This window comes from Pseudomonas sp. Bout1, from assembly GCF_034314165.1.
In the GTDB taxonomy this organism is placed as follows: Bacteria; Pseudomonadota; Gammaproteobacteria; order Pseudomonadales; family Pseudomonadaceae; genus Aquipseudomonas.
Genome location: NZ_JAVIWK010000001.1, coordinates 206,857 through 232,788 on the forward strand (window position 1 = coordinate 206,857; position 25,932 = coordinate 232,788).

Annotated in this window: 21 protein-coding genes and 6 pseudogenes; 16 read left to right on the forward strand and 11 right to left on the reverse strand. The window is 61.5% G+C overall.

Annotated elements, in window-relative coordinates; genetic code table 11:
* Nucleotides 1-6 precede the first annotated feature (6 nt).
* Entirely contained in the window at nt 7-1,011 is a 1,005-nt protein-coding gene (locus RGV33_RS00955) for an AraC family transcriptional regulator (RefSeq protein ID WP_322142736.1), read from the reverse strand.
* A 101-nt stretch (nt 1,012-1,112) separates the two neighbouring features.
* On the opposite strand from RGV33_RS00955, the gene RGV33_RS00960 reads away from it, so the two are divergent.
* Entirely contained in the window at nt 1,113-2,159 is a 1,047-nt protein-coding gene (locus RGV33_RS00960) for a fatty acid desaturase (protein WP_322142737.1), read from the forward strand.
* Here the strand turns inward: RGV33_RS00960 and RGV33_RS00965 are convergent.
* The 3 genes from RGV33_RS00965 to RGV33_RS00975 form a co-directional block, all read right to left on the reverse strand.
* Entirely contained in the window at nt 2,141-3,076 is a 936-nt protein-coding gene (locus tag RGV33_RS00965) for a LysR family transcriptional regulator (protein ID WP_322142738.1), read from the reverse strand. The genes RGV33_RS00960 and RGV33_RS00965 overlap by 19 nt on opposite strands.
* A 74-nt stretch (nt 3,077-3,150) precedes the next feature.
* Complete coding sequence (locus RGV33_RS00970) at nt 3,151-4,350, reverse strand: CynX/NimT family MFS transporter (protein WP_322142739.1); 1,200 nt, start codon at nt 4,348-4,350, stop codon at nt 3,151-3,153.
* Nucleotides 4,337-4,798, reverse strand: a complete 462-nt coding sequence (locus tag RGV33_RS00975) for a nucleoside deaminase (RefSeq protein WP_322142740.1) — start codon at nt 4,796-4,798, stop codon at nt 4,337-4,339. Before RGV33_RS00975 ends, RGV33_RS00970 begins: the two co-directional genes overlap by 14 nt.
* Nucleotides 4,799-4,904: 106 nt before the next feature.
* Here RGV33_RS00975 and RGV33_RS00980 point away from each other — a divergent pair, with 106 nt between their 5' ends.
* The 11 genes and pseudogenes from RGV33_RS00980 (at nt 4,905) to RGV33_RS01030 (ending at nt 14,966) form a co-directional block, all read left to right on the forward strand.
* The gene (locus RGV33_RS00980) at nt 4,905-5,756 is read left to right on the forward strand and encodes a LysR family transcriptional regulator (protein WP_322142741.1); all 852 of its coding nucleotides are present in this window, start codon (nt 4,905-4,907) and stop codon (nt 5,754-5,756) included.
* A gap of 240 nt (nt 5,757-5,996) precedes the next feature.
* Nucleotides 5,997-6,805, forward strand: a pseudogene (locus RGV33_RS00985) (energy transducer TonB).
* A 51-nt stretch (nt 6,806-6,856) separates the two neighbouring features.
* Complete coding sequence (locus RGV33_RS00990) at nt 6,857-7,582, forward strand: MotA/TolQ/ExbB proton channel family protein (RefSeq protein WP_088424038.1); 726 nt, start codon at nt 6,857-6,859, stop codon at nt 7,580-7,582.
* Nucleotide 7,583: 1 nt separating this feature from the next.
* Nucleotides 7,584-7,985 (forward strand): ExbD/TolR family protein, encoded by a 402-nt coding sequence (locus RGV33_RS00995; protein ID WP_003218118.1) that lies wholly within the window; start codon nt 7,584-7,586, stop codon nt 7,983-7,985.
* A gap of 970 nt (nt 7,986-8,955) precedes the next feature.
* Complete coding sequence (locus RGV33_RS01000) at nt 8,956-9,537, forward strand: alpha/beta hydrolase (protein ID WP_322142742.1); 582 nt, start codon at nt 8,956-8,958, stop codon at nt 9,535-9,537.
* Between the two features lie 48 nt (nt 9,538-9,585).
* Complete coding sequence (locus tag RGV33_RS01005; RefSeq protein ID WP_322142743.1) at nt 9,586-10,506, forward strand: sigma 54-interacting transcriptional regulator; 921 nt, start codon at nt 9,586-9,588, stop codon at nt 10,504-10,506.
* A gap of 232 nt (nt 10,507-10,738) precedes the next feature.
* Nucleotides 10,739-11,521 carry a MetQ/NlpA family ABC transporter substrate-binding protein gene (locus RGV33_RS01010; protein ID WP_063033612.1) on the forward strand — a complete coding sequence of 261 codons (783 nt, stop codon included), beginning with the start codon at nt 10,739-10,741 and terminating at the stop codon, nt 11,519-11,521.
* Nucleotides 11,522-12,018: 497 nt separating this feature from the next.
* Nucleotides 12,019-12,684, forward strand: coding sequence for an amino acid ABC transporter permease (locus tag RGV33_RS01015; protein WP_322142744.1), 666 nt, complete (start codon nt 12,019-12,021; stop codon nt 12,682-12,684).
* Nucleotides 12,665-13,324, forward strand: coding sequence for an amino acid ABC transporter permease (locus RGV33_RS01020; RefSeq protein ID WP_322142745.1), 660 nt, complete (start codon nt 12,665-12,667; stop codon nt 13,322-13,324). Before RGV33_RS01015 ends, RGV33_RS01020 begins: the two co-directional genes overlap by 20 nt.
* A complete protein-coding gene (locus RGV33_RS01025; RefSeq protein WP_322142746.1) occupies nt 13,321-14,097 on the forward strand; it encodes an amino acid ABC transporter ATP-binding protein in 777 nt (258 codons plus the stop codon). Before RGV33_RS01020 ends, RGV33_RS01025 begins: the two co-directional genes overlap by 4 nt.
* Nucleotides 14,094-14,966: a transporter substrate-binding domain-containing protein gene (locus RGV33_RS01030; RefSeq protein WP_322142747.1), complete on the forward strand. Its 873-nt coding sequence runs from the start codon at nt 14,094-14,096 to the stop codon at nt 14,964-14,966. Before RGV33_RS01025 ends, RGV33_RS01030 begins: the two co-directional genes overlap by 4 nt.
* Before the next feature lie 116 nt (nt 14,967-15,082).
* On the opposite strand, the gene RGV33_RS01035 is transcribed toward RGV33_RS01030, so the two are convergent.
* The gene (locus RGV33_RS01035) at nt 15,083-16,246 is read right to left on the reverse strand and encodes an AAA family ATPase (protein ID WP_322142748.1); all 1,164 of its coding nucleotides are present in this window, start codon (nt 16,244-16,246) and stop codon (nt 15,083-15,085) included.
* Nucleotides 16,247-16,368: 122 nt separating this feature from the next.
* On the opposite strand from RGV33_RS01035, the gene RGV33_RS01040 reads away from it, so the two are divergent.
* Genes RGV33_RS01040 through RGV33_RS01055 form a run of 4 tightly spaced genes read left to right on the forward strand, consistent with a single transcriptional unit; the run spans nt 16,369 to nt 23,811 of the window.
* Complete coding sequence (locus RGV33_RS01040) at nt 16,369-17,472, forward strand: efflux RND transporter periplasmic adaptor subunit (RefSeq protein ID WP_322142749.1); 1,104 nt, start codon at nt 16,369-16,371, stop codon at nt 17,470-17,472.
* On the forward strand, nt 17,469-18,539 hold the full coding sequence (locus tag RGV33_RS01045) for an efflux RND transporter periplasmic adaptor subunit (protein WP_322142750.1): 1,071 nt from the start codon (nt 17,469-17,471) through the stop codon (nt 18,537-18,539). Before RGV33_RS01040 ends, RGV33_RS01045 begins: the two co-directional genes overlap by 4 nt.
* Nucleotides 18,536-21,589, forward strand: a complete 3,054-nt coding sequence (locus tag RGV33_RS01050; protein ID WP_322142751.1) for an efflux RND transporter permease subunit — start codon at nt 18,536-18,538, stop codon at nt 21,587-21,589. Before RGV33_RS01045 ends, RGV33_RS01050 begins: the two co-directional genes overlap by 4 nt.
* Nucleotides 21,590-21,591: 2 nt before the next feature.
* Complete coding sequence (locus tag RGV33_RS01055) at nt 21,592-23,811, forward strand: glycoside hydrolase (RefSeq protein ID WP_322142752.1); 2,220 nt, start codon at nt 21,592-21,594, stop codon at nt 23,809-23,811.
* Nucleotides 23,812-23,908: 97 nt separating this feature from the next.
* On the opposite strand, the pseudogene RGV33_RS34085 reads toward RGV33_RS01055, so the two are convergent.
* From RGV33_RS34085 to RGV33_RS01060, 6 genes and pseudogenes are all read right to left on the reverse strand, one after another.
* Nucleotides 23,909-24,010 (reverse strand): annotated as a pseudogene (locus RGV33_RS34085) (SAM-dependent methyltransferase); the annotation flags it as partial.
* 172 nt (nt 24,011-24,182) lie between these two features.
* Nucleotides 24,183-24,278, reverse strand: a pseudogene (locus RGV33_RS34090) (SAM-dependent methyltransferase); the annotation flags it as partial.
* Between the two features lie 177 nt (nt 24,279-24,455).
* Nucleotides 24,456-24,557, reverse strand: a pseudogene (locus RGV33_RS34095) (SAM-dependent methyltransferase); the annotation flags it as partial.
* A 173-nt stretch (nt 24,558-24,730) separates the two neighbouring features.
* A pseudogene (locus RGV33_RS34100) lies at nt 24,731-24,832 on the reverse strand (SAM-dependent methyltransferase); the annotation flags it as partial.
* Between the two features lie 172 nt (nt 24,833-25,004).
* A pseudogene (locus RGV33_RS34105) lies at nt 25,005-25,106 on the reverse strand (SAM-dependent methyltransferase); the annotation flags it as partial.
* Nucleotides 25,107-25,279: 173 nt separating this feature from the next.
* Nucleotides 25,280-25,906, reverse strand: a complete 627-nt coding sequence (locus RGV33_RS01060) for a class I SAM-dependent methyltransferase (RefSeq protein WP_322142753.1) — start codon at nt 25,904-25,906, stop codon at nt 25,280-25,282.
* Between the last annotated feature and the right edge of the window lie 26 nt (nt 25,907-25,932).

Sequence of the window (25,932 nt, forward strand, 5' to 3'; positions counted from 1 at the left end):
CTCCAGCTACTTCAACCCATCCCGAAACTGCCCGGGCGTCAGCCCCGTCCAACGCTTGAACGCCCGGTTAAAACTGCTGGTATCGGCAAACCCCAACAAATGACTGATCTGCGCCAGAGAACATCCGGGATCGCGCAGATGCAGCAACGCCAGGTTCTCCCGGCATTCATTCAGCAGCGCATCAAACCGGCATCCCTCATCGGCCAGGTGGCGCTGCAAGCTGCGCAAACTCAAATGCAACGCCTGGGCGATCCGCTCGGCGCTCGGTTCACCGTCGGGTAACTGTGCCTCGATGGCAGAACGCACCTTGCGCTCCCAGGTCAGCGGTCGCAATTGCGCCAAGGTGCGTTTAAGCACGGTTTCATTGTGTTCGGCCAACTCTGGATTGGCGTCATCCAAGTGACTGTCAAAGTCCTGGGCGGCAAACTCCAAACGGTCCTCATCGGCGGCGAAAAACACTGGCGCGCGAAACACCGTGTGCCACGGCTTGGGGTCGGCCGGCTCGGGCCGGCGCAGGTACACCGCCAGCGGCGCGTATTCCCGGCCCAGCCGATTACGGCAGGTTCGCACATAAATCGCGGCAAACGCATCGATCGCTTCAAACGCTGGCGCAGACGTGCCGGCAGGCTGTTGCAAGCGAAAGTGGTAACGCTCGCCCTCCCGGCTAAGTTCCAGGCTCAGGGCGTCGCTGACCACCTGGTGATAGCGCACGATCCGTTCGAACACTTCCCGCAGGCTGGCGCTGGCCACCAGCGCGTAACCCAGCGCATGAAAGGTGGTGGGGCTGACAAACCGCGACACCCGCAGGCCAATCGCCGGATCGCCACTGGCCTGCACCGCCAGTTCCCACAGGCGCGTGGTAGCGGACAACGGATAGCGCGCGTTGGGGTCATCCATCAGCTGTGGGTCGAGCCCGGCCTGCACGCACAGCGCCGCGCTGTCGAGGCCCAGCACGTCGAGCTGCTTGCGCAGGGCGCGGGTCCAACTGGCGAGGGAGGTCGGTTCGGTCATGTTGATTGGCGCTTGCGGTCAACAGGTTGGCGTGTGGGGCTAGCGTCCCGCCAGATCGCATAGGGCAGGATGTACGCATCAATAAACAAGAGGATGGAAGCATGCAAGGTACTTGTGCAAGTCCCCAGCAGATGAACGCACTACAGCGTTCAGCGCATATTCGTGAAGTGGTACTTGCCGAGGGCCTGTTATTGCGCCAGCGCCATCCGTGGCTGCTGCATCAGGACGCGTTGGGCGCGGGCATCCTGGCCTTTGCGCTGGTGGGCATGCTGGGTTCGGCGGCGCTTTATATCACCGGGCACATGGTGTGGTGGGCGTGCCTGCTGCTCAATGCGTTCCTCGCCTCATTGACCCACGAGCTGGAGCACGACCTGATCCACAGCATGTACTTTCGCAAGCAGCGCCTGCCTCACAACCTGATGATGGGCCTGGTGTGGCTGGCTCGGCCCAGCACCATCAACCCTTGGGTGCGCCGCCATATCCACCTCAACCACCACAAGGTGTCCGGCACTGAAACCGACATTGAGGAGCGGGCGATTACCAACGGTGAACCGTGGGGCCTGGCGCGGTTGCTGATGGTCGGCGACAACATCATGTCGGCGCTGATCCGGGTGCTGCGCGCACCGTCCTGGAAGCACAAGTTGAGCATTCTCAAGCGCACGGCGCTGGTCTACGCACCGCTGGCGTTGCTGCATTGGGGCGCGTGGTATGTGTTTCTCGGCTTCCATGCCATCAACGGCATTGCCAGCCTGCTGGGCGCGCCGATCGACTGGTCGGCGAATACGTTGGCGGTGATGCACGTCATCGACATCGCTGCGGTGGTGATCATCGGGCCCAATGTGCTGCGTACCTTCTGCCTGCACTTTGTCAGCTCCAACATGCACTACTACGGTGATATCGAGCCGGGCAATGTGGTCCAGCAAACCCAGGTGCTCAACCCCTGGTGGCTGTGGCCGTTGCAGGCGTTCTGCTTCAACTTCGGCAGCACCCACGGGATTCATCATTTCGTGGTCAAGGAACCGTTCTACATTCGCCAAATGACGGTGAAAACGGCGCACAAGGTGATGGCTGAAATGGGCGTGCGCTTCAATGACTTCGGCACCTTTGCCCGGGCTAACCGCTTCAAACCTCACACTGTGGCGAGTTGAACGGCAACCTCCAGTGTTTGCTTATCCACCTGCACCAGCGTCTCAATCATCGCCTTGGCCGCCGGCGACAAGCGAAAGCCGGTGCGGCTGACGATCCCGCAGCGATTGTTTAAGCTGTCGAGGCTGTGGGGCACATTACGCCAATGCAATACGGCCAGCTCACCGTTGGCAAATTCGTTGGAAAACGCCTCTTGCGCCCCCAGCCCAATTGCATTGGAGCGGCGCACAATGGCTGCCAGCGCCGCAAACTGCTCAAGCTCAATAGCGGGAGAAAAGTCGATACGCCCGCTCAGGTTGGCCAGCAGCTTGCGTACCCCCGCAGCTATCAAGGGCGTAGCCAATGGGTAGTCAAACAAGTCGTTTGTGGAGAGGCTGTCCTTGGCCAGCAGCGGATGCCCGGCGCGGCAAAAAAACACATTGCGCCGGGGCGTCAGGGCTTGGGTCTGGAAGTTCGGATCGGCCTCGAAGTGGCGCACATCCGCGACGAAAAACTCGATCTCCTCGCGGCTTAAACTGCGGCCGAGTTTTTCCCAGTTATCCACCTGTAAACCGCAGCGTATTCTGGGATGGGCGCCGACAAATTGCGCGATCGCTTCGGGTACCAGGTTCACCGCCGCCACTGCATCGCAGCCAAAGGGCAATTCGCCGGCGTCGAGCTTGGTCATGCGCGTGACTTCATGGCTCAGGCGCGCCGCGCCCTGTACCAGTGACAATGCGTGTTGCAACACCACCTGGCCTTCGGGGGTAGGGCGCAGGTCCTTGTGCGCCCGGTCCACCAGTATGCAACCGAACGCTTGTTCCAGGCTTTGGATACTGCGGCTGAACGCTGGCTGGGTAATGCCCATGGCGTCGGCGGCGCGCACGAAACTGCGGTACTCGTTCAAAGCAATGAAGTAGCGCAGTTGGCGAAGGTCCATGGGGCTTCCCGGCGTCCTGGAGGGAACCGGGATTCTAATAGCCTTACTTATTCCGTCAACGAAGCTTTATTGCTTTATCTAGACTCAAAATGCATATCTATAGAGCCGGTACGATAAGTCGCGGGGCTGAATACCCGCGTGAGTATCAGCATCGCCACCACCGTCAGCGTCAGCACTATCCAGGCGCTGACGAAACTGCCGGTCAGCTCCCGCAGCCAGCCGGTCAGCCAGGGTGAGATAGCGTTGATCAAAAAGCCCACGCCCTGGACGAACGCCGCCAACTGGCCGGCTTCCCGAGGGTCGCGGCGGTGATCCAGGGTCAGCAGCAGGCTCAGGGCAAAACACGCACCCAGGCCAAAACCGATCAGCGCTACCCACAAGTGCGGGAATTGCAGCGGGGCTGTCAGCAGGCCGATATAGCCCGCGGTCTGGGCCAGCAGGCTGATGCTCAATAACGGTCGACGATCAATGCCTCGTTGCGCCAGTGCTGGCATCAACAGCGCGGCGATCACCTGGAAGATCGTCATGAACGCCAGCAGTGAACCACTGGGCAGCACGTCCCAACCCAGTTGCTGATAGTAGGCCGGCAGCCACGCGACCATGCTCATGTAGCCGCAATTCACCAGGCCGAAATACAGCGCCAACAACCACGCCCGACGGTTGCGCAGGCCCTGGAACGGCGCCGTCACCTGCGGGTTTTTCGCCGCGCCCAATGGCAGCCACGCCCACAGCAACAACGCTCCCAGTGCCGGTAGCAGCCAGATCCCGAGGCCGGCTTGCCAATGCTGGAAATGCCCTGCCACCAACGGGCTTAACAACGCCGCCAAACCACCTCCGCCCATCAGCGCCGCCGAATAAACCCCCATTGCCAACGGCACACGCTGGTGAAACTGACGCTTGATCATCGCCGGCACCAACGCCTGGATCAGCGCCACACCCGCGCCGCCGAACAATGCGGTGGCCAGCAGTGCCGGCGCCTGGCCAAACAGCCAGCGCGCGAGGCACGCCAGCAGAATCATCATCAACCCCAGGGCGATCCCGCGACGTTCCCCCAGCTTTGCCTCCAGGCGCACGCCCACCAGCGCCACCAGGCCCATGCAAATCACCGGCAGGCTGGTGAGCAGGGCGCTGCTCTGGAAGCTCAGGCCGGTGGCCAGGCGGATCTCCCCGAGCAGCGGGCTGATGGAACTGAGGATCGGCCGCAGGTTCAGGCCCAGCACCACCAGCAAGCCCCAGCCGGCGAGTTTGCCGGCGAACGAATTATTCAGTGTCATGCAGGGCCTGCCATTGCGCGTAAAGGGTCTGCATCGCCGCTTGCGGCAAGTGCTGCACAGGCAATTTTTGCTCCGCCAGTGGCAACGCCACTTGCTGGTAAATCGCTGCTGTCGACAGGCCAAAGGGCGTCGCCACTTCATTGCTGGCAGCGAATACCACGCGGGACACGCCGCACAGGTATATCGCACTCAGGCACATCGGGCAGGGTTGGCCGCTGGCGTAGATCACGCAGCCTTCCAGGCGCGGGCCAAGTTGTTGACTGGCTGCGCGGATGGCGAGCATTTCGGCGTGGGCGGTCGGGTCCTGGCTGAGGTGGATTTCGTTGACAGCCTCCGCCAGCACCTCGCCGTCGCGCACCAGGACCGCACCAAACGGGCGGCCTCCAGCGGCTACGTTGGCCTGGGCCAGTTGCACCGCCTGATGCAGATGCCGTTGATCGTCAGTCATGCCAAACCCCTCGTGCGCAATGAGGCGTGAAGTATGGGCAGCTACAAGGGTATTCTGAAATTAAATATAACCATGCCAATCAGTGGCAAATGCAATGGTGAGGCCCATGTTCGATCCCGTGTTATTGCGCAGCTTTGTCGCCGTCGTCGATTGCGGCAATTTCACCCGCGCCGCCGAACGCCTGCATTTGACCCAGTCCACGGTCAGCCAGCAGATCCGCCGCCTCGAAGACGCCTTGGGCAGCCAGGTGCTGGACCGCGACCAGCGCCGCGTGGTGGCCACGGTCGAGGGCGAACGCTTGCTGGCCTACGCGCGGCGCATTCTGGCGCTGCACGAAGAGGCTGCCGATGTGCTGATCAATCAGCAGAGCGACGGCGTGTTGCGCCTGGCGGTGCCCGAGGATTTTGCAGCTGAACGCTTGATGCCGCTGCTGTCGGCGTTTGTGCAGGCTTATCCACGGGTGCGCCTGGAGGTCACCAGCGGGTTGGGCCCGGAGTTGCTGCGCGATTATCGCGGCGGTGAATTCGACGTGCTGCTGGTCAAGCAAATGGGCAACAGCGATGACTGCCTGGCCTCCTGGCCGGAGCCGTTGTGCTGGGTCGACAGCCGCAGCGCGCCGTCCCTGGCGCGTGATCCGCTGCCGCTGGTGGCATTCCCCGCAGGTGGCCTGTACCGCAATGAAATGCTGCATCACCTGGAGGTGGGCGGCTGGCGCTGGCGCATCGGTTACTCCAGTGCGAGCCTGGCCAGCGTGTGTTCGGCGGTGGCGGCGGGGCTCGGGATCAGCTTGCTGCCGGTGCGGGTGGTGCAGCCCGGGCATGTGGTGTTGGGCGCAGACAGCGGTTTGCCGGCGGTGCAGGGCGTGCGGCTGGCGCTGTATGGCCGCAATGGCCTGGGCGCGGCGGGGCAGGCGTTGTTGCATCAATTGCTGGATTTATGTGCCGGTAATCCTCGCTGATTCATGCCTTCAGTGAATATTTTGTATGCCTTAAAAGCATTCGGATTTTGCCCCTCGGCGCCAGGCCGCGCAGGACGTGGCCTCGGCGTATCTGGATGTTTCGTTTATTCAATTTGGATCTATGTATAACTTTAAAGATTACTTTAAGAGATAAGCGTCTGGCCCCGATGATTCAGCCCTCGACGGCCGCCAAGGCAGGCCCGTCGGTTTTTTTGCTTAAGACCGCAGGGGAGTTAATCAATGGGCAATGTCCAGACCGCCGCCAGTGCACAAGAGGCGCAGTGGCGCCAGGCACCGGGTGGTGAGTTGGTCGACCTTGGCCGGCCGCATCGCGCGCCGTTGGGGCAGTTGCGTACGCAGAAAACCCCCAAGGGTGTGTTAAGCCGGCGTGAAGCGATCCTGTTGGGGATTCTCGCGTTGGCCTTGCATGGTGCGGTGATCTATTGGGTCAGCCAGAAGCCAACCCCGGCGTTGCCGATTGTGCCGCCGGAAATCCCGCCAATGACGATCGAGTTTTCCCAGCCGGCCCCGCCGGTTGTAGAGCCGCCACCCCCGTGCCGCCGCCACCGCCGCCACCTGTTGTGGAGCCACCGCCACCGGTGGTCGATGAGTTGGCCGCCAAGCCGGCGCCGAAAAAGATTCCGAAACCCAAGCCGGTACAAAAAACCGTGCCCAAGCCGGCGCCCAAGCCTGTCGCCGAGCAGCCGCCCGCGCCGCCGGTACCAGCGCCGCCGGCTCCGGCACCAGCACCGCCTGCACCAGCGCCAGTCACACCGGCCTCGGCCAACGCCGCCTACCTGAAGAACCCGGCGCCCGAATACCCGTCACTGGCCCAGCGCCGGGGTTGGGAAGGCACGGTGTTGTTGCGGGTGCATGTATTGGCCACCGGCAAGCCGGGTGAGATCCAGATTCAGAAAAGCAGTGGTCGCCAGCAACTCGACGAAGCCGCGTTGGCTGCCGTGAAGCGCTGGAGTTTTGTACCGGCCAAGCAGGGCGATGTGGCCCAGGACGGCTGGGTCAGCGTACCGATCGATTTCAAGATTCATTAATTATTGGGAGGCGGTGTGTTGGACACATCGCGACCTGCACAGAGGGAAAACATCATGGCATTAGCATCTCCAACTGAATCCATCGAAAGCGCGGTCATCTGGCTGCTGGTGGTCTTTTCGGTCGCCACCTGGGGCCTGGCCCTGCTCAAGGGCGTGCAGTTCGGCCGCCTCAAGTCCCAGGATCGCAAGTTCCACAAACAGTTTTGGGCCGCATCCAGTCTGGACTCGGCCGCCGAACTCGCTGAAACCAGGCCCGGCGCGGCTGCCCGTGTGGCCCAGGCCGGTTACGCGGCGATCCAGGTCGGTGAGGCGCCCCATGCTGCTGACTTGAGCCAGGCGATCAACCACCAGGACCGCCTCGAACGAGCACTGCGCCAACAGATCGTACGTGAGCGTCGTTCTCTGGAAACCGGCCTGGCCGTGGTTGCGAGTATCGGCAGCACTTCGCCGTTTATCGGCCTGTTCGGCACTGTGTGGGGCATCATGGAAGCCCTCAAGGGCATCAGCGCCGCCGGCTCCGCCAGCCTCGAAACCGTGGCCGGCCCGATCGGTGCGGCGCTGGTCGCCACTGGCGTGGGTATTGCGGTCGCAGTACCGGCGGTGCTGGTCTACAACTACTTCCTGCGTCGCCTGAAACTCACCGCCGCTGACCTTGATGACTTCGCTCACGACTTCTACAGCCTGGCGCAGAAGAACTCCTTCCGTGTGCTGCTGCACCCGACGCTGAACAAAGCGGGTGCCCAGGGCGGCGCGCAAAAAGTGAAGGAGGCGTCCTGAGATGGCCTTCTCCACGCAAGACAGTGATGAGGTGTTGAGCGAGATCAACGTCACGCCGCTGGTGGACGTGATGCTGGTGCTGCTGGTGGTGTTTATCGTCACCGCGCCGCTGTTGACCAACGCGATTCCGATCAACTTGCCCAAGACTGAGGCGGTGGCTCCGGTGGAGCAGAAAGACCCGCTGGTGGTGAGTATTGATGCGGCCGGCAAACTGTTTATCAACAAGGATGAAATCCAGCCGGATTTGCTGGAATTCAACCTGCAGTCGGCCAAGGCCAAGGACCCGGATGTTCGGGTGCAACTGCAGGCTGACGATGGAGTGAATTACGGCGAAGTGGCGCGAGCCATGGCGTCTATCGAACGGGCGGGGATTACCAAGCTGTCGGTGATTACTGCGCGTTAGGTTCAAATGCCTCGACAATTTTTTTGGCCGTTTCCTTGGCAGGGTGCGGCCTTTTTTTTGCCTGCGGGTCGGGGGTACATATCCGTTATTTGGGTGATGGCTTAGATGGGTTCCGCTCTTACAGCGGCTCACTTTTGAACAGCGCAAAAGTAAGCAAAACGCTCTTGCCCCACCACTCGGCACCTCGCTTAGGCTCGGTGTGCCCTCACTCCGGCTTTGGAGCGTGGGCCGCCGTCATGGGCCATCCTTGGCCCAGGACGGCTAACCCGGCGTCCTGCCGGGTTACCCACGCTCCAAAGCCTGCGTTCGGCCAGCGTGGTTGACGGGGCGCCTAAGATCAAGATCACAAGCAGATCAAAAACACAGCGGCCTACAGGCCGGCTTGAGTGTTAAAAGCAACAGCAAAATCAACAGCGGGCACGGTTCCAATGTGGGAGCTGGCTTGCCTGCGATGGCATCAACTCGGTGTATCTGAAAGACCGAGTCGCCTGCATCGCCGGCAAGCCAGCTCCTACAGCTTTTGCCTTGGCTTTTAACACTCAGGTCGGCTTTCAGGCCGCCGTGCTCTTGCTCTTGATCTTGATCTGACTGCCCCATTCAGCCCGAGGCCGAACGCAGGGATTGAGGAGCGGGTAAACCGGCAGGACGCCGGTTTAGCCGCGACGGGCCAGGGACGGGCCGTCGCGGCGGCCCGCGGAGCAATGCCGGAGTGAGGGCACACCGAGCCTAAGCGAGGTGCCGACAGGCGGGGCAGAGCGTTTTGGTTACTTTTGCGCTTTTCAAAAGTGACCCGCTGTAAGAGCGGAACCAATAGCAGCCCTTACCTAAATAACGGATATGTACCCTAAACCCCCACACCTCCCTCAGTCCGTCATTTTGGTTATTAACAAATAGCTTCTTATTCCTTAACGAATATATACCCCGTGCCTATACTGACCCACAACGTTAAACGCTGCAGGAGGGCACACCCATGCACAGCGAGTCGATTCGTTATCTGATCGTGCCGGGCTGGCAAGGATCGCCAGAAGATCATTGGCAAAGTCATTGGCAGAACAGCCTGCCCAACAGCGCCCGCGTGGAGCAGGCCGACTGGCTCACCCCACGCCGTGAAGACTGGGTAGCAGCCCTGGCCGAAGCCATCGCCGCCGACAGCACCCCGGTGATTTTGATTGCCCACAGCCTGGGCTGCATCACCGTTGCCCATTGGGCCGCCACCGCCCCAGCGCAGTTTCTGCGTCAGGTCCGCGGCGCCTTGCTGGTGGCCCCGGCAGATGTCGAACGCCCCGCCTGCGCCCCCGCCCTGCGTAATTTCGCGCCAATCCCCAACCACCTGTTGCCGTTCCCAAGCCAGGTCGTCAGCTCCGACAACGACAGCGCCGTCAGCGCACCTCGTGCGCTGGAACTGGCACGTAACTGGGGCGCCGAATCGGGAATTCTCGCGGGTGCCGGGCACATCAATGTGAAGTCCGGCCATCAACGCTGGGAACAAGGCTTCGCCTACCTCTACCGCCTGCAAAATCGCCTGGAACATCACTCCCGGCGCCGTGCATAAAATTTTTTAAACGCCCCTTCCCCTTCGTGGATGGGGCGGGAGTCTGCCATGAGCCTGCATGAAACCTTCGGTCAGCCACTGTTGACCTTCCCCGACGCCGAAAAAAGCCCCCTGAGCATTCGCGCCAAGGCGCTGGTGTTTGTCGACCCGCGTTCGCGCCAACTGCGTGAAGACCTCGAAAACCTCGCCCCCCGCGCCTTGCCCGTGCTGATCCGTGGCGAAACCGGCAGCGGCAAGGAATTGCTCGCGCGTCACATCCACCGTGGCAGCGACCGCACCGGCTTGTTTGTCTCGGTCAATTGCGGCGCCATCAGCCCGACTTACGCCGACGCCGAATTGTTCGGCTATGCCGCAGGCGCCCACAGCGGCGCAGCCAGCAGCCGCGCCGGCTGGTTTGGCTCGGCCAACGGCGGCACGCTGTACCTGGATGAAATCGGCGACTTGCCGTTGCCAATCCAGGTCAAACTCCTGGCGGCGTTGGAAAACCACGAAGTCACCCGTGTCGGTGCCCATCAGCCAAGCCCGGTCGATGTGCGGCTGGTGGCCGCCACCAGCATCGACCTCGCCCAGGCCGTGGCGGCCGGCAAGTTTCACGAGCGCTTGTTTCATTACCTAAGCGAAGGCCAGCTGGAGCTGCCGGCACTGCGCGAGCGGGTGGGCGACATTCTGTCACTGGCCGAGTATTTCCTCGGCATCTACAGCCAGCGCCTCGACTTGCCGGTACCGCTGATCAGCGACGAAGCCCAACGCGTACTGGAGCATCACAGCTGGCCGGGCAACACGCGGGAGTTGGAGAACGTGATTCACTTTGCCCTGCTGGTCAGCAGTGGCGACGAGATTTTGCCGGCGCATTTGAACCTGCCCGTGGCGGGTTCGCCTGTGGAGCAGGTGCGGCGAATTCTTGGCCACGCCAGCGCTGCCGAGGTTGAAGCCCTGAAAAGCTATCTGAAAGAACACGCTGTTTTGTAGGAGCCCGGCTTGCCGGCGATGGCGTCCTCAGGAGCATCGCAAGGCTCAAGACCGCCATCGCCGGCAAGCCGGGCACCTACATGAACAAAATGGAATATCAAAGTGAATAAAAAGTATTGTTCTGGAATAAAAAACCTCGGTATTGTCCGCTTCACGCCGCGATAGCACTTCGCTGGCACTCAACTAAAAAGCGGCCGTCAGAGACGACCCAGATTTTCGATAAGGACACTGCATGAAAAAGGTTCTGTTGTTTACCGCACTGGCGGCTGCCCTGACTGCAAGCTTCGCCCAGGCCAACGAGAAACTGGTGGTAGCCGCTACGCCGATCCCGCACGCCGAGATCCTTGAGCTGGTCAAGCCGACCCTGGCCAAAGAAGGCGTGGACCTGGAAATCAAAGTCTTCACCGACTACGTACAGCCAAACGTGCAGGTTGCCGAGAAGCGTCTGGACGCCAACTACTTCCAGACCCTGCCGTACCTGGAAAACTTCAACAAGGGTAAAGGCACCAACCTGGTCACCGTGGTCGGTGTGCACGTAGAACCCTTCGGCGGTTACTCGAAAAAAATCAAAAACATCTCTGAGCTCAAAGACGGCGCCACCGTGGCCATCCCGAACGAAGGCAGCAACTCCGGCCGTGCCCTGCTGCTGCTGCAGAAAGCTGGCGTGATCACCCTGAAAGATCCAACCAACGCCCTGGCCACGCCGAAAGACATCGCCAGCAACCCCAAAAACCTGAAATTCAAAGAGCTGGAATCGGCCCTGCTGCCACGTGTCCTGGACCAGGTTGACCTGGACCTGATCAACACCAACTACGCCCTGGAAGCTGGCCTGAACCCGGCCAAGGACGCGTTGATCATCGAAGACGCCAAGTCGCCGTACGTGAACTTCCTGGTTGCCCGCCCGGACAACAAGGACAGCGATGCGATCCAGAAGCTGGCCAAAGCCCTGACCAGCCCTGAAGTCAAAGCCTTCATCGAGAAGAAATACAACGGCGCTGTCGTGCCGGCGTTCTGATCGAGCCCCAAAACCTCCTTCAAGGTTTAAACGCCGACGGCTTCTACAGCGTCGGCGTTTTTTATGGTTGGAATGCGGTCAAAACTGTGGGAGCAGGCAAGCCAGCTCCCACATTGGGACTGTGTCAGCTCAGATATTTCGGCTGTTAATGGCCCTGCGCAACGCCACCAGCCACTTCACCAGTTCCTGCGGATCAATCGGTTTTGCCTCTGTCATCGCTGATTCTCTCGCTTGTGATTGGCCTTCAGTCTGGCCTTGCGCCGCTCATCCCTGTAGTGCAGCACCGATAAACAGAATGTTCCTACCTTGCGCAGAACAGTAGCTGTCATCCGCCTGCACCGCGAATCCGCAGGTTATCTATTTGGGTGATATCAATATGCTATTTCGGTATTTAAATTTTATTTTTTATACCTTTAAAGTCGGCGCTACTCAGCGTTACCCACGCTGAACCGGACCGCACCAACGCCGCATTACCCTTGTGGCGTCAGGGATTTGAGATGACCTTCGATTACGCATTTATCCTCAGCACGCTGCCGGCGTTTCTCAAGGCCGTGGGCGTGACCTTGCAAGTCGGCCTGATCGCCATTGGCACCTCCATGCTGGTGGCCTTGATCAACGCCGCGCTGCTGGTATTTCGCACGCCTTACGTGTGGCGCCTGGTGGCGCTGTACGTCGAGCTGGCGCGCAACACACCGCTGCTGATCCAGCTGTTTTTCGTCTACTTCGCGTTGCCGGCCCTGGGGCTGAATATCTCCGGGTTCTGGGCGGCGATCATCACCATGACCTTTCTTGGCGGCGCCTACCTCACCGAAGTGCTGCGCGCCGGTGTCGAGGCGGTGCCGCTGGCACAGATCGAGTCGGGCAAGTCCATCGGCCTGTCCCACTGGCAGCTACTGCGTCATGTGATCCTGCCCCAGGCCGGGATCCTCAGCCTGCCGGCACTGTTTGCGAACTTCATTTTCCTGCTCAAGGAAACCACGATCGTGTCAGCCGTGGCGGTGCCAGAGATTCTCTACACCACCAAAAGCTACATCGCCCTCTACTACAAAACCTACGAAATGCTCGCCGTGCTGACGCTGATCTGCGTGCTGTTATTCCTGCCGCTGTCGCTGCTGCTCAACCGCCTTGAAAGGAGGCTCCAGCATGGCCAGTTCGGGTCTTGAATTACTCTGGGTGTCGTTGCCGCAACTGGGCAAGGGCGCTGCGCAAACCCTGTCGATCTCATTCTTGAGCATCGCCTTCAGCACCGTTGGTGGCGTGGTGTATGGCGTATTGCGCACGCTGAGTTCGAAAGCCATCAACCTGGTGCTGCGCATTTACCTGGAGCTGTTCCGCGCCATCCCGGTGCTGGTGTGGTTGTACCTGCTGTTCTTCGGCCTGCCGATTTTCTTCGGCCTGAGCATCCCAAGCTTCTGGTGCGCGGTGCTGGTGTTGTCGCTGTGGGGCGCCAGTGAAGTGGGCGAAGTGGTGCGCGGCGCCCTGCATTCATTGCCCCGCGGCCAGCGTGAAGCCGGCCTGTCGATTGGCCTGTCGGACCCGCAGCTGTACGGCTACGTGCTGCTGCCCCAGGCCTTGAAGCGCATGACCCCGCCGACCATCAACGTCTACACCCGCATTATCAAGACCAGCTCGCTGGCAGTGCTGATCGGTGTGGTGGACGTGATCAAGGTCGGCCAGCAAATCATCGAGCGCACCTACGAGTCGGTGTTGATCTACGGCGCGCTGTTCCTGTTTTTCTTCTTTATCTGCTACCCGTTGTCGGCCGCCTCCAAGGTGCTGGAACGGCGCTGGGCCCACGCATGAGCGCATTGATCGAGTTCCAGGGTTTCAATAAATTTTTCGGCGACCAGCAGGTGCTCAAGGGCATCGACCTGAGCGTGCAAAGCGGCGAAGTGGTGGTGATTCTCGGCCCCAGCGGCTGCGGCAAAAGCACCTTGCTACGTTGCCTCAATGGCCTGGAAGTGGCCCACAGCGGCAGCCTGCGTTTTGCCGGTAAAGAGCTGCTGGACAAGGCCACCGACTGGCGCCAGGTACGCCAGGACGTGGGCATGGTGTTCCAGAGTTACCACCTGTTCCCGCACATGAGCGTGCTCGAGAATATTTTGCTCGGCCCGTTGAAAGTACAAAAACGCGAGCCCCGCGAAGCCCGTGCCCAGGCTGAAAAGCTGCTGGAGCGGGTGGGCCTTTGCGACAAACGCGACGCTTACCCGCGCCAGCTCTCGGGCGGCCAGCAACAACGCATCGCCATCGTCCGCTCGTTGTGCATGAACCCACAGGTCATGCTGTTTGACGAAGTCACCGCCGCCCTCGACCCGGAAATGGTCAAGGAAGTATTGGAAGTGATCCAGGGCCTGGCCCGGGACGGCATGACCCTGCTGATCGTCACCCATGAAATGGCCTTCGCCCGCGCCGTCGCCGACCGCGTGGTGTTTATGGAAGCCGGCCGCATTCTCGAACAAAACACCCCTGAGGCATTCTTTACGAACCCGCAAACCGCACGCGCGCAGCAGTTCCTGGAGAAGTTCTCCTTCGTTTCAACACTGCCCAAAAGAACCAAGGAATTGGAGCTGCTATGAAAACTGCCACGTTGTTATTCCCCCTGTTCGGCCTCGCTCTGCTGGCCGGCTGCAACAAATCCGAAGAGCCCGCCAAGACGGCTGCTGCCACCCCGGCTCCGGCTGCGGTGAGCTACATCGACAAGATCAAGGCGCGGGACAAGCTGATCGTCGGCGTGTTTACCGACAAGCCGCCGTTTGGTTTTGTGGACGAGTCCGGTCGCTACGTCGGCTTCGATACCGACATCGGCCGCCGTTTTGCCAAGGACCTGCTGGGCGACGAGAACAAGGTTGAATTCGTCGCCGTGGAACCGGCGAGCCGCATTCCATTCCTGCAAAGCGACAAGGTCGACCTGATCCTCGCCAACATGACCGTGACACCTGAGCGCAAGGAAGCGGTGGACTTCACCAACCCGAACCTGAAAGTGGCGGTGCAGGCACTGGTGGCCAACGCCAGCGAAGTGAAAAACCTGGACGACCTGGCGACCCGCACCACCATCGTCACCACCGGCACCACGGCTGATATCTGGCTGACCAAGAACCACCCGGACTGGAAACTGCTGAAGTTCGAGAAAAACTCCGAGTCGCTGCAAGCGCTGTCGGCCGGCCGTGGTGATGCGTATGCGCAAGACAACCTGGTGTTGTTCAGCTGGGCCAAGCAGAACCCGGGCTACCGTGTGCTGGAGCAGAAATTGGGCGATGAAGCGCCGATTGCGCCGGCGGTGAAGAAGGGCAACATCGAACTGCGTGACTGGGTGAATACCGAGTTGGCCAAGCTGGGCGAAGAGAAGTATTTGCTCAAGCTGTATGACCAGTATGTTCGCAAGGAACTGAGCGATGACACCAAGCCGGAAAGCGTGATTGTTGAAGGCGGCAAGTGGCAGGGTTGACTATGCGGTAACTGTTCTACCGCTATCGCAGGCAAGCCAGCTCCCACCTTTGAATGTATTCACAAATCAAAATGTGGGAGCGGGCTTGCCCGCGATGAGGCCATGTCAGGCACCGCCTAACTCGGCCAATGCCACGCCGGCTCATCCAGCACCCGCTGCCCCACCACCTGCGTCTGCCCCATCACCTTCTCCAGCACAATCGAGTTGCACCCGTGATCCTGCTGCAACGCCGCAATCAAGCGGCTGGCATGCGACACCACCCACACCTGACACTGCTGCGACACCTGGATGATCAAACGCGCCAACGCCGGCAACAGGTCCGGGTGCAAACTGGTTTCCGGTTCGTTGAGTACCATCATCGTTGGCGGCCTCGGCGTCAGCAGCGCCGCCACCAGCAGCAGATAGCGCAAGGTTCCGTCCGACAACTCTGCCGCCGACAATGGCCGCAGCAACCCTTCCTGATAAAATTCGATGGCAAAGCGGCCACCCTGCAAGGGCGTGATATTCAACCGTGCCCCGGGAAACGCATCGCTGATCGCCCGCTGCAATGCCTCGGGGTCGCCAATCTCGCGGATGGTCTGCAACGCCGCTGCCAGGTCCCGACCGTCGTGATGCAACACCGGCGTACGCGTGCCCAGTTGCGGTTGGCGCACCGGGGCGTCGACGTCGCTGCGAAAGTGATCATAAAAGCGCCAGCCGCGAATGCTTTCGCGCAGCAGCAGCACTTCCGGCGAACCCCGCAGGCTGCCGACCTGATCGAACAGGCTGTGGTAGTCCGGCGTGTGCTGGGCCAATACATCCCAGGCGCGGCCATCCCGGGCTCGCACCATCGGGCCGGAGCGCTGTACCAGCAGGCTCGCCGGGCGGTACACGTGGCCGGCCCAGATGCATTCCTTCTTGATCTGCGGGTCCAGGGTAAAGAACGACTGTTTGTCGGGCTCCGGCAACCCGAGAGAGATCGCATAGCTGAAATCTTCCCCGGCAAACCCCAGGCGCAAGCGCTTGGCTCCCTTCGACACGCTCGCCTCCACCGCCACCTCGCCATTGAGCATGCGCCGGCTGATGTTTTCCGGCCCGGCCCAGAAGGTTGAATCCAGCCCGCCCTCACGGGCCAATGCGTTGATCACCCCGCCCTGGGCCGTCTCCGCCAGCAACCGCAGGGCGCGATACAGGTTGGACTTGCCGCTGCCATTGGGGCCGGTGATCAGGTTCAACCGATCCAGCGGCACCACCAATTTGTTGATTGAGCGGTAATTGGCCACCGCGAGGGTCTTGAGCATGGGAAAAATTATCGGCGTGGGAACCATTGGAGTATGGGATTCTCCATGCAGATAAGGAACCCTGTTCTAAGCTCACAGTCGCATAGACACTGGCACGGCGGCATCACGCAAAAGGAGCCTGCATGGGCGGTCCCACCTCCACATTTATCCTCGGCCTTGGCCTGCTGGCGCTGTTGAGCGGTTGCGGCCAGGAAAAAGCCGAACCCAAAGAACATTCCCGGGTGTTTGTGCAGACCGTGAAGTCTTCCGACTTTGCGGCCGCCGTGACCTTGACCGGCGATATCCAGGCGCGGGTGCAGACCGATCTGTCATTCCGCGTGGGCGGCAAGATCATCCAGCGCATGGTGGATGTCGGTGACGGCGTCAGCGCCAGGCAGGTGTTGGCCAAGCTCGATCCGAAAGACTTGCAGACCAATGTCGATTCCGCCCAGGCCCAGGTGGTCGCCGAGCAGGCGCGGGTCAAACAGACCGCAGCCGCGTTTGTGCGCCAGGAGAAACTCCTGCCTAAGGGCTACACCAGCCGCAGCGAATACGACTCCGCCCAAGCCGCGTTGCGCAGCAGCCAAAGCGCGCTGACCGCCGCCCAGGCGCAGTTGGCCAACGCCCGTGAACAGTTGGGCTACACCTCGCTGATCGCCGATGCGCCGGGCATCATCACGGCCCGCCAGGCCGAGGTGGGCCAAGTGGTGCAGGCCACCGTGCCGATTTTCAGCCTGGCCCGGGATGGCGAGCGCGACGCGGTGTTCAACGTCTATGAATCACTGCTGGTGGAGCCGCCACCGGACAAACCGATCACCGTCAGCCTGCTGGAAAACCCGCAGATTACCGCCGTGGGCAAGGTGCGCGAAGTCACCCCGGCGGTGGCTGCGAATACCGGCACGGTGCAAGTCAAGATCGCCCTTGATGCACTGCCCAAGGGCATGCAATTGGGCTCGGTGGTCAGCGCCACCGCCAATGGCCCGGCCAAGGCCAGTATCGAGTTGCCATGGGCCGCGTTGACCAAAGACATCAGTGCGCCGGCAGTTTGGTTGATTGACGGCGACGGCAAGGCGCAGCTGCACAAGGTCACCGTGGCGCGCTATCTAACCGGCAAGGTGATCATCAGCGACGGCCTCAAGGGTGGCGAAAAAGTCGTGGTGGCCGGCGGGCAATTGCTGCACCCCGGCATGCTCGTGGAAATCGCCCAGCCGCCGGATCAGGCCCAGGCCCAAGGGGTGCAGCCATGAAGCGGCTGACGTGTATGCTTGCCGCCAGCCTGCTGTTGATGGCGTGCTCCAAGGAAGAACCGGCGCCGGAACCGGTGCGCCCGGTGCTGTCGATTGAAGTGAAATCCGAAGACCAGGAAAACCTCGGCCGCTTCGCCGGTACCATCCAGGCCCGTTATGAAAGCAACCTCGGTTTCCGTGTGCCCGGCCGTATCGCCCGGCGCGCGGTCGACGTGGGCGCTGAAGTGGAGCAGGGCGCGTTGCTGGCCGTGCTCGACCCCACCGATCAACAGAACCAGTTGCGTGCCGCCCAGGGCGACCTGGCCCGTGTTGAGGCCCAGTGGATCAACGCCCAGGCCAACGCACGTCGACAACAAGAGTTGTTCAGCCGGGGCGTCGGCGCCCAGGCCCAACTGGACATCGCCCAGACCGACCTTAAAACCACCCAGGCCTCCCTTGACCAAGCCAAGGCCTCGGTCAACCAGGCCAAGGACCAGCTCAACTACAGCGAGCTGCGCACTGACCACGCGGGCATCGTTACCGCGTGGAATGCCGAGGCCGGCCAGGTGGTTGCCGCCGGGCAGCAAGTGGTGACCCTGGCGCGTCCGGACATCAAGGAGGCCGTCATCGATTTGCCTGCGGGTCTCGCCGAGCGCCTGCCGCCCGACGTGGTGTTCCTGGTCGCCGGGCAAATGGACCCAACCGTCAGCACCACCGCCACCGTGCGTGAGATCGAACCCCAGGCCCAAAGCGCGACCCGCACCCGACGTGCGCGCCTGACCCTGGCCGAAACGCCGCCCGCGTTTCGCCTCGGCACCGCCATCAGCGTGACCCTGAGTTCGGCCATCGCCCCGCGCATCGAGCTGCCCCTGAGCGCCTTGCAGGAAGCCGACGGCAAGACCCGCATCTGGGTTATCGACACCCAAAGCCAGACCGTGCAACCGCGTGATGTCAGCATCGTCAGCCGTGACGCCGACAGCGCCTTGCTCAACGCCGGCGTCAAACCCGGCGAGCGCGTGGTGAGTGCCGGTGTGAACAGCCTGAAGCCTGGGCAAAAAGTCAAAATCGACGAGGACAGCCCGCGATGAAAGGGAGCTTCAACTTATCCGACTGGGCCCTCAAGCATCAGTCCTTCGTCTGGTACCTGATGTTCGTCGCGCTGTTGATGGGCGTGTTCTCGTACATGAACCTTGGCCGCGAGGAAGACCCGTCTTTCACCATCAAGACCATGGTGATCCAAACCCGCTGGCCCGGCGCGACTCAGGAAGAAACCCTCAAGCAGGTCACCGACCGCATCGAGAAAAAACTCGAAGAGCTCGACTCCCTCGACTACGTAAAAAGCTACACCCGGCCGGGTGAGTCCACGGTGTTTGTGTTCCTGCGGGACACCACCAGTGCCAAGGCGATCCCGGAGATCTGGTACCAGGTACGCAAGAAAATCGACGACATCCGCGGCAGCTTTCCCCAGGGATTGCAGGGGCCATCGTTCAACGACGAGTTCGGTGATGTGTTCGGCTCGGTGTATGCGTTTACCGCCGATGGCTTGTCGATGCGCCAGTTGCGCGATTACGTCGAGCAAGCGCGCGCCGAGATTCGTTCGGTGCCGGGGTTGGGCAAGGTCGAGATGATCGGCCAGCAGGATGAAGTGATTTACCTGAACTTCTCCACCCGCAAACTTGCGGCGCTGGGGATTGATCAGCGCCAGGTGGTGCAAAGCCTGCAATCGCAGAATGCGGTGACGCCGGCCGGGGTAATCGAGGCCGGGCCGGAGCGGATTTCGGTGCGCACCTCCGGGCAATTCGCCTCGGAGAAGGACCTGGCCAACGTCAACCTGCGGCTCAACGACCGTTTTTATCGACTGGCGGATGTGGCGCAAATCACCCGTGGCTATGTCGACCCGTCGACGCCGATGTTCCGGTTCAACGGCAAGCCTGCCATCGGCTTGGCCATCGCCATGCAAAAGGGCGGCAATATCCAGGACTTCGGCAAGGCCCTGCACAAACGCATGGATGAGCTGACGGCCGACCTGCCGGTGGGTGTGGGCGTGCACAAGGTGTCCGACCAGGCCGAAGTGGTGGAAGAGGCCGTGGGCGGCTTCACCAGTGCGCTGTTTGAAGCGGTGATCATCGTGCTGGTGGTGAGCTTTATCAGCCTCGGTGTGCGCGCGGGCTTGGTGGTGGCGTGTTCGATTCCGTTGGTGCTGGCGCTGGTATTTGTGTTTATGGAATACAGCGGCATCACCATGCAACGGGTGTCGCTGGGTGCGTTGATCATCGCCCTCGGCCTGTTGGTGGACGACGCGATGATCACCGTGGAGATGATGATCACACGCCTGGAAAAAGGCGAAACCAAGGAGCAGGCGGCAACCTTTGCCTATACCTCCACGGCGTTCCCGATGTTGACCGGCACGCTGGTAACCGTCGCCGGCTTTGTACCGATCGGCCTTAACGCCAGTTCGGCGGGTGAATACACCTTCACCTTGTTCGCGGTGATTGCCGTGGCGATGCTGGTGTCGTGGGTGGTCGCCGTATTGTTCGCGCCGGTGCTGGGGGTGCATATCCTCAGCAGCAAGGTCAAACCCCACAGCGCCGAGCCGGGCCGGGTGGGCCGGGCCTTCAATGGCGGCATGCTCTGGGCCATGCGCAACCGCTGGTGGGCCATCGGCATTACCGTGCTGTTGTTCGTGGCGTCGGTGTTTTCCATGCAGTTCGTGCAGAACCAGTTTTTCCCGTCTTCGGACCGTCCGGAAATCCTCGTCGACCTGAACCTGCCGCAAAACGCCTCGATCAACGAGACCCGCAAGGCCGTCGACCGCCTTGAAGCGATCATCAAGGACGACCCGGACATCGCGCGCTGGAGCACCTACATCGGCCAGGGCGCGATCCGTTTCTACCTGCCGCTGGACCAGCAACTGGAGAACCCGTACTACGCGCAGTTGGTGATTGTCAGCAAGGGCCTGGAAGAGCGTGGCGCGCTGATTGCGCGCCTGCAAAAACGCCTGCGGGAAGATTTTGTCGGCGTCGGCAGCTTTGTGCAGCCACTGGAAATGGGCCCGCCGGTGGGGCGTCCGATCCAGTACCGGGTGTCTGGCAAGGACATCGACCAGGTGCGCAAACACGCGATCGAACTGGCGACGATGCTCGATAAGAACACCCACATGGGCGAGATCATCTACGACTGGAACGAGCCGGGCAAAGTCCTGCGGGTGGACATCGCCCAGGACAAGGCGCGGCAACTGGGGCTGTCGTCGGAAGACGTGGCGCAGTTGATGAACAGCGTGGTCAGTGGTGCGTCGGTGACCCAGGTGCATGACGATATCTACCTGATCAACGTGGTCGGCCGCGCCGAAGATGCCGAGCGCGGTACGCCGGAGACTTTGCAGAACCTGCAGATCGTCACGCCCAACGGCACCTCGATTCCGCTGCTGGCATTCGCCACCGTGCGCTATGAGCTTGAACAGCCGTTGGTGTGGCGCCGGGATCGCAAACCGACCATCACCATCAAGGCGGCGGTACGCGACGACATGCAACCGACCGACCTGGTGAAACAGCTCAAGCCGGACATCGACAAGTTCAGTGCTGGGTTGCCGGTGGGCTACAAGGTCGCCACCGGCGGCACCGTGGAAGAAAGCGGCAAGGCCCAGGGCCCGATCGCCAAGGTGGTGCCGCTGATGCTGTTCTTGATGGCGACCTTCCTGATGATCCAGTTGCACAGTGTGCAGAAGATGTTCCTGGTGGCCAGCGTTGCGCCGCTGGGGCTGATTGGCGTGGTACTGGCGCTGATTCCCACGGGTACGCCCATGGGCTTTGTGGCGATCCTGGGGATTCTCGCGTTGATCGGCATCATTATTCGTAACTCGGTGATTCTGGTGACGCAGATCGACGCCTACGAACGCGACGGCTACACGCCGTGGGATGCGGTGGTGGAAGCCACCGAACACCGGCGCCGGCCAATCCTGCTGACCGCGGCGGCGGCCAGCCTGGGCATGATCCCTATCGCCCGGGAGGTGTTCTGGGGCCCGATGGCTTATGCGATGATCGGCGGCATCATCATTGCGACGTTGCTGACGCTGCTGTTTTTGCCGGCGCTGTATGTGGCCTGGTACAAGATTCGGGAGCCGAAGCACGAACAGGCCTGAATATGACCCACTGGTTGCGCCACGGGCTGCTGATTGGCAGCCTGGTTTTATCGCCCCTTGCGGGCGCCACGACCGTACTGGAAAACAACCTGTGGCGCATCGAACTCGACCCGGCCACCCTGGCGATTCGTGCCAAGCCTGCTGACCACGATGCCGTGCAAGCCAGCGATGGAGTCGACGCGCACACGGTTGGCCAACTGACGCAAAGCGCCAAACACGCCAGCTGGCAATGGGACGATGGGGCTTATCGCCTGAGCGCTACCCTTGATCAACGCGACCTGGCCCTGACGATCACCGCCCGTGGTGCCGGTGAGTTGGCGATCTTGCGACAGCCGGCCAGCGCGATGGGCCGCGGCCTGATCTGGCCCCTGGCCGAGGGGCATTACGTGCCGGCCGGCAATGGCGTATGGCAAAAATTCCTGCTGGAGCAGGGCGACGTCAACACCACGCAAGACCTCAGCCTGCCGCTGTGGGGGGTTGATCACGGCACGTTCAGCCTTAACTGGCTGATGACCAACCCCTACAACAACCGCCTGAACTGGCGGGCAGATGGTGCGGGGTTGGCGTTATCCGCGGCCCATGAGTTCACCACGCTGGACCCTGCGGCACCGATGACCCTGCTGTTGCACCTGGGCGAAAGCGACCCGCTGGCCGGCGCCAAGCGTTATCGCCAGTGGCTGGTAGCACAGGGGCGTTATGAGCCGCTGGCGGACAAACTGCGGCAAACCCCGGAAGCGGGAAAATTGCTGGGTGCCAGCCATATCTACCTGTGGGGCAACGACCTGCTGGCCCCGGAGGATGTGCGCGATTGGCCGCAACTGCTCAAATTGCTGCGCAGCGGCAAAGGGTTGGCGGCGCAATTGAATGGCGTGCTGGACAAAGAGGCTGCGCAGGTCCGGCAGGTCAAGCAACCGTATGAGCAAGCCGTGCTCCTGCGGGGATTGAACGCAGCAATCAACAAAAAAGCCCGGCAGGGCTGGCAGCGCTCCACCGAGCCGGGCATGACCGCACTCGCTGAGGGCTATGGGGCACTGCGCAGCGAGTTGGCCGTGGCCTTTGCCGGCGCCTTGAGCGCCACGCCGCAGACCTGGGGCAACACCTTGTCGGTCTCCAACGCATTGAAAGACGCCGGCCTCAAACGGCTGCTGGTAACCCAGGGCGAAGGCTGGGAAGGCGGGCTTTGGCATCCTGAAGCGGTCAAGGCCGGGGTGGACGCCGGTTACTTGATGGCGCCCTACGACTCTTATGAAACGGCACTGTCCGCCACTGAAAACCCCGACTGGATCACCGCACACCTGGGCAGCAAGGCCTACCACGAGTGCGCGATCGTATTGAAGGGTGGCCAGCTCAAGACCGGTTTCCAGAAGTCTGGCCACTACACCGACCCGCGCTGCGTGCGACCGTTGCTGGAAGCGCGGGTCCAGGCGGTGCAAGCCAAATCCGGGTTCAACGCGTGGTTCCTCGACGCCTACGCCACCAGCATGCTGTTCGACAGTTATCGCACCGGCGCCAGCATGACCCAGGCACAGAATGCCGAAGGCAATATCGACGCGTCCCACTGGATCAGTAGCGTGCTCAAGTTGCCGGCAGGCTCGGAGGACGGTAATGCGATTACCGCACGGGGCATTCTGTTTGCCCACGGCATGCAAACGCCGGTGCTGGGCTGGGGTGATCGGCAGATGACTAAGGACAAGCAGTCGCCGTACTTCGTTGGCGCCTGGTACCCGCCGGAACAGCCGGCGGTGTTCTTCAAGTCGGTGCCGTTGAAGGAGCCGTTTCGCACGGTTTATTTCGACCCGGCGATGCGCCTGCCGTTGTATCAGGCGGTGTTCCACGGCTCGGTTATCACCACGCACCACTGGCTATTCGACAGCCTGAAACTGAGCAATGTGCGGCGCGAGAATGAACTGACGCAACTGCTCTACAACGTGCCGCCGCTGTATCACCTGAGTGCGGCGACGGTGAAGCAGCGCTTGCCGGTGATTCAGCGCCAGGATGGATTCTTCCGGCCGCTGCATGAGCGGTTGGCGACTCAGGCGATGACCGATTTTCGCTGGTTGACGGAAGATAAACAGGTGCAGCAGACCACGTTTGCCGATGGGACGCGGTTGGTGGCGAATTTTTCCGGGGAGGTGAGAGAAGGTTATGCGGCGAGCAGCGTAACGGCGTTCATATCCGGCGCATCACCCACAATTTATTCCGTAGCAGCTGTCGAGCCCTAGCGAGGCTGCGTTGGCCGCGCTGCCGAGTTTGAGCCAGGCGCGGGACCGAGGTGCGCCTGACGCAGCCTCGCCAGGGCTCGACAGCTGCTACGGGGGGTCAGGTTTTTCGCCACACACGCGCCAGCCACGGCTGCAAGTCGTGATACGAGCCATACCGCGGCCCATTCCAGCCCTCCTGGTTTTTACCCCGAGGGACCGACCTTCAACCAGCTCGACGGTATTAGTTTCCGACGAATCACCGACGATTTATTCCGTAGCAGCTGTCGAGCCCTGGCGAGGCTGCGTTGGCCGCGCTGCCGAGTTTGAGCCAGGCGCGGGACCGAGGCGCGCCTGACGCAGCCTCGCCAGGGCTCGACAGCTGCTACGGGGGGTCAGGTTTTTCGCCACACACTCGCCAACCACGGCTGCAAGTCGTGATACGAGCCATACCGCGGCCCATTCCAGCCCTCCTGGTTTTTACCCCAGGGACCGACCTTCAACCAGCTCGACGGTATTAGTTTCCGACGAATCACCGACGATTTATTCCGTAGCAGCTGTCGAGCCCTGGCGAGGCTGCGTTGGCCGCGCTGCCGAGTTTGAGCCAGGCACGGGACCGAGGTGCGCCTGACGCAGCCTCGCCAGGGCTCGACAGCTGCTACGGGGGGTTAGGTTTTTCGCCACACACTCGCCAGCCACGGCTGCAAGTCGTGATACGAGCCATACCGCGGCCCATTCCAGCCCTCCTGGTTTTTACCCCGAGGGACCGACCTTCAACCAGCTCGACGGTATTAGTTTCCGACGAATCACCGACGATTTATTCCGTAGCAGCTGTCGAGCCCTGGCGAGGCTGCGTTGGCCGCGCTGCCGAGTTTGAGCCAGGCACGGTGACCGAAGTGCGCTTGACGCAGCCTCGCCAGGGCTCGACAGCTGCTACGGGGGGTTAGGTTTTTCGCCACACACTCGCCAGCCACGGCTGCAAGTCGTGATACGAGCCATACCGCGGCCCATTCCAGCCCTCCTGGTTTTTACCCCGAGGGACCGACCTTCAACCAGCTCGACGGTATTAGTTTCCGATGAATCACCGACGATTTATTCCGTAGCAGCTGTCGAGCCCTGGCGAGGCTGCGTTGGCCGCGCTGCCGAGTTTGAGCCAGGCACGGGACCGAGGTGCGCCTGACGCAGCCTCGCCAGGGCTCGACAGCTGCTACGGGGGGTTAGGTTTTTCGCCACGCACTCGCCAGCCACGGCTGCAAGTCGTGATACGAGCCATACCGCGGCCCATTCCAGCCCTCCTGGTTTTTACCCCGAGGGACCGACCTTCAACCAGCTCGACGGTATTAGTTTCCGATGAATCACCGACGATTTATTCCGTAGCAGCTGTCGAGCCCTGGCGAGGCTGCGTTGGCCGCGCTGCCGAGTTTGAGCCAGGCACGGTGACCGAGGTGCGCTTGACGCAGCCTCGCCAGGGCTCGACAGCTGCTACGGGGGGTTAGGTTTTTCGCCACGCACTCGCCAGCCACGGCTGCTGTTCCCGAGGCAATCCCGCCGGCCGGTAGTAATGCTCCAATTCCACAAACCCCGCCGCCGTCAGCAGTTCCTGCCACGCCTGCAAGTCGTGATACGAGCCATACCGCGGCCCGTTCCAGCCCTCCTGGTTTTCACCCCGAGGGTTTGAGCTGAACAACACCCCACCGACCTTCAACGCCCCATGCAATTGCCCAAGAATGCGTGGCAATTCCTGCTTGGGAATATGAAACAGCACTGCATTGGCGAAGATCCCGTCGAAACGTGCGGCGGGCAAATCGAGCTTCAGGAAGTCCTGTTGCAGCACTTCACAGCCGCTGTCTTCCCGGGCCATCTGCGCGAACCGCTGCGAACCATCGAGCCCCACCGCGATATGCCCCAAGCGGGTAAACGTCTGCAAATCCCGGCCCGGCCCGCAGCCGAAATCCAGCACGGTAAACGGCGCATCACCCTGGATATGCCGTAACAGCGCATCAATGTTCTGGCTCACATCGTGGTCACGGGTACCTTCACGAAAGTCCTCGGCCACTTTGTTGTAATGGCCGAGGGTGGTGGAGGTGATCTGGTCGAGGTCGTCGGGGGCGAGTTTCATGGCGGGTAATACCGGGCGCTGAGATG

What these genes read in the sequence shown, in the direction of transcription:
- RGV33_RS00955 (WP_322142736.1), bottom strand. Translation starts at nt 1,011, where the DNA reads ATGACCGAACCGACCTCCCTCGCCAGTTGGACCCGCGCCCTGCGCAAG.
- RGV33_RS00960 (WP_322142737.1), top strand. Translation starts at nt 1,113, where the DNA reads ATGCAAGGTACTTGTGCAAGTCCCCAGCAGATGAACGCACTACAGCGT.
- RGV33_RS00965 (WP_322142738.1), bottom strand. Translation starts at nt 3,076, where the DNA reads ATGGACCTTCGCCAACTGCGCTACTTCATTGCTTTGAACGAGTACCGC.
- RGV33_RS00970 (WP_322142739.1), bottom strand. Translation starts at nt 4,350, where the DNA reads ATGACACTGAATAATTCGTTCGCCGGCAAACTCGCCGGCTGGGGCTTG.
- RGV33_RS00975 (WP_322142740.1), bottom strand. Translation starts at nt 4,798, where the DNA reads ATGACTGACGATCAACGGCATCTGCATCAGGCGGTGCAACTGGCCCAG.
- RGV33_RS00980 (WP_322142741.1), top strand. Translation starts at nt 4,905, where the DNA reads ATGTTCGATCCCGTGTTATTGCGCAGCTTTGTCGCCGTCGTCGATTGC.
- RGV33_RS00995 (WP_003218118.1), top strand. Translation starts at nt 7,584, where the DNA reads ATGGCCTTCTCCACGCAAGACAGTGATGAGGTGTTGAGCGAGATCAAC.
- RGV33_RS01000 (WP_322142742.1), top strand. Translation starts at nt 8,956, where the DNA reads ATGCACAGCGAGTCGATTCGTTATCTGATCGTGCCGGGCTGGCAAGGA.
- RGV33_RS01005 (WP_322142743.1), top strand. Translation starts at nt 9,586, where the DNA reads ATGAGCCTGCATGAAACCTTCGGTCAGCCACTGTTGACCTTCCCCGAC.
- RGV33_RS01010 (WP_063033612.1), top strand. Translation starts at nt 10,739, where the DNA reads ATGAAAAAGGTTCTGTTGTTTACCGCACTGGCGGCTGCCCTGACTGCA.
- RGV33_RS01015 (WP_322142744.1), top strand. Translation starts at nt 12,019, where the DNA reads ATGACCTTCGATTACGCATTTATCCTCAGCACGCTGCCGGCGTTTCTC.
- RGV33_RS01020 (WP_322142745.1), top strand. Translation starts at nt 12,665, where the DNA reads ATGGCCAGTTCGGGTCTTGAATTACTCTGGGTGTCGTTGCCGCAACTG.
- RGV33_RS01025 (WP_322142746.1), top strand. Translation starts at nt 13,321, where the DNA reads ATGAGCGCATTGATCGAGTTCCAGGGTTTCAATAAATTTTTCGGCGAC.
- RGV33_RS01030 (WP_322142747.1), top strand. Translation starts at nt 14,094, where the DNA reads ATGAAAACTGCCACGTTGTTATTCCCCCTGTTCGGCCTCGCTCTGCTG.
- RGV33_RS01035 (WP_322142748.1), bottom strand. Translation starts at nt 16,246, where the DNA reads ATGCTCAAGACCCTCGCGGTGGCCAATTACCGCTCAATCAACAAATTG.
- RGV33_RS01040 (WP_322142749.1), top strand. Translation starts at nt 16,369, where the DNA reads ATGGGCGGTCCCACCTCCACATTTATCCTCGGCCTTGGCCTGCTGGCG.
- RGV33_RS01045 (WP_322142750.1), top strand. Translation starts at nt 17,469, where the DNA reads ATGAAGCGGCTGACGTGTATGCTTGCCGCCAGCCTGCTGTTGATGGCG.
- RGV33_RS01050 (WP_322142751.1), top strand. Translation starts at nt 18,536, where the DNA reads ATGAAAGGGAGCTTCAACTTATCCGACTGGGCCCTCAAGCATCAGTCC.
- RGV33_RS01055 (WP_322142752.1), top strand. Translation starts at nt 21,592, where the DNA reads ATGACCCACTGGTTGCGCCACGGGCTGCTGATTGGCAGCCTGGTTTTA.
- RGV33_RS01060 (WP_322142753.1), bottom strand. Translation starts at nt 25,906, where the DNA reads ATGAAACTCGCCCCCGACGACCTCGACCAGATCACCTCCACCACCCTC.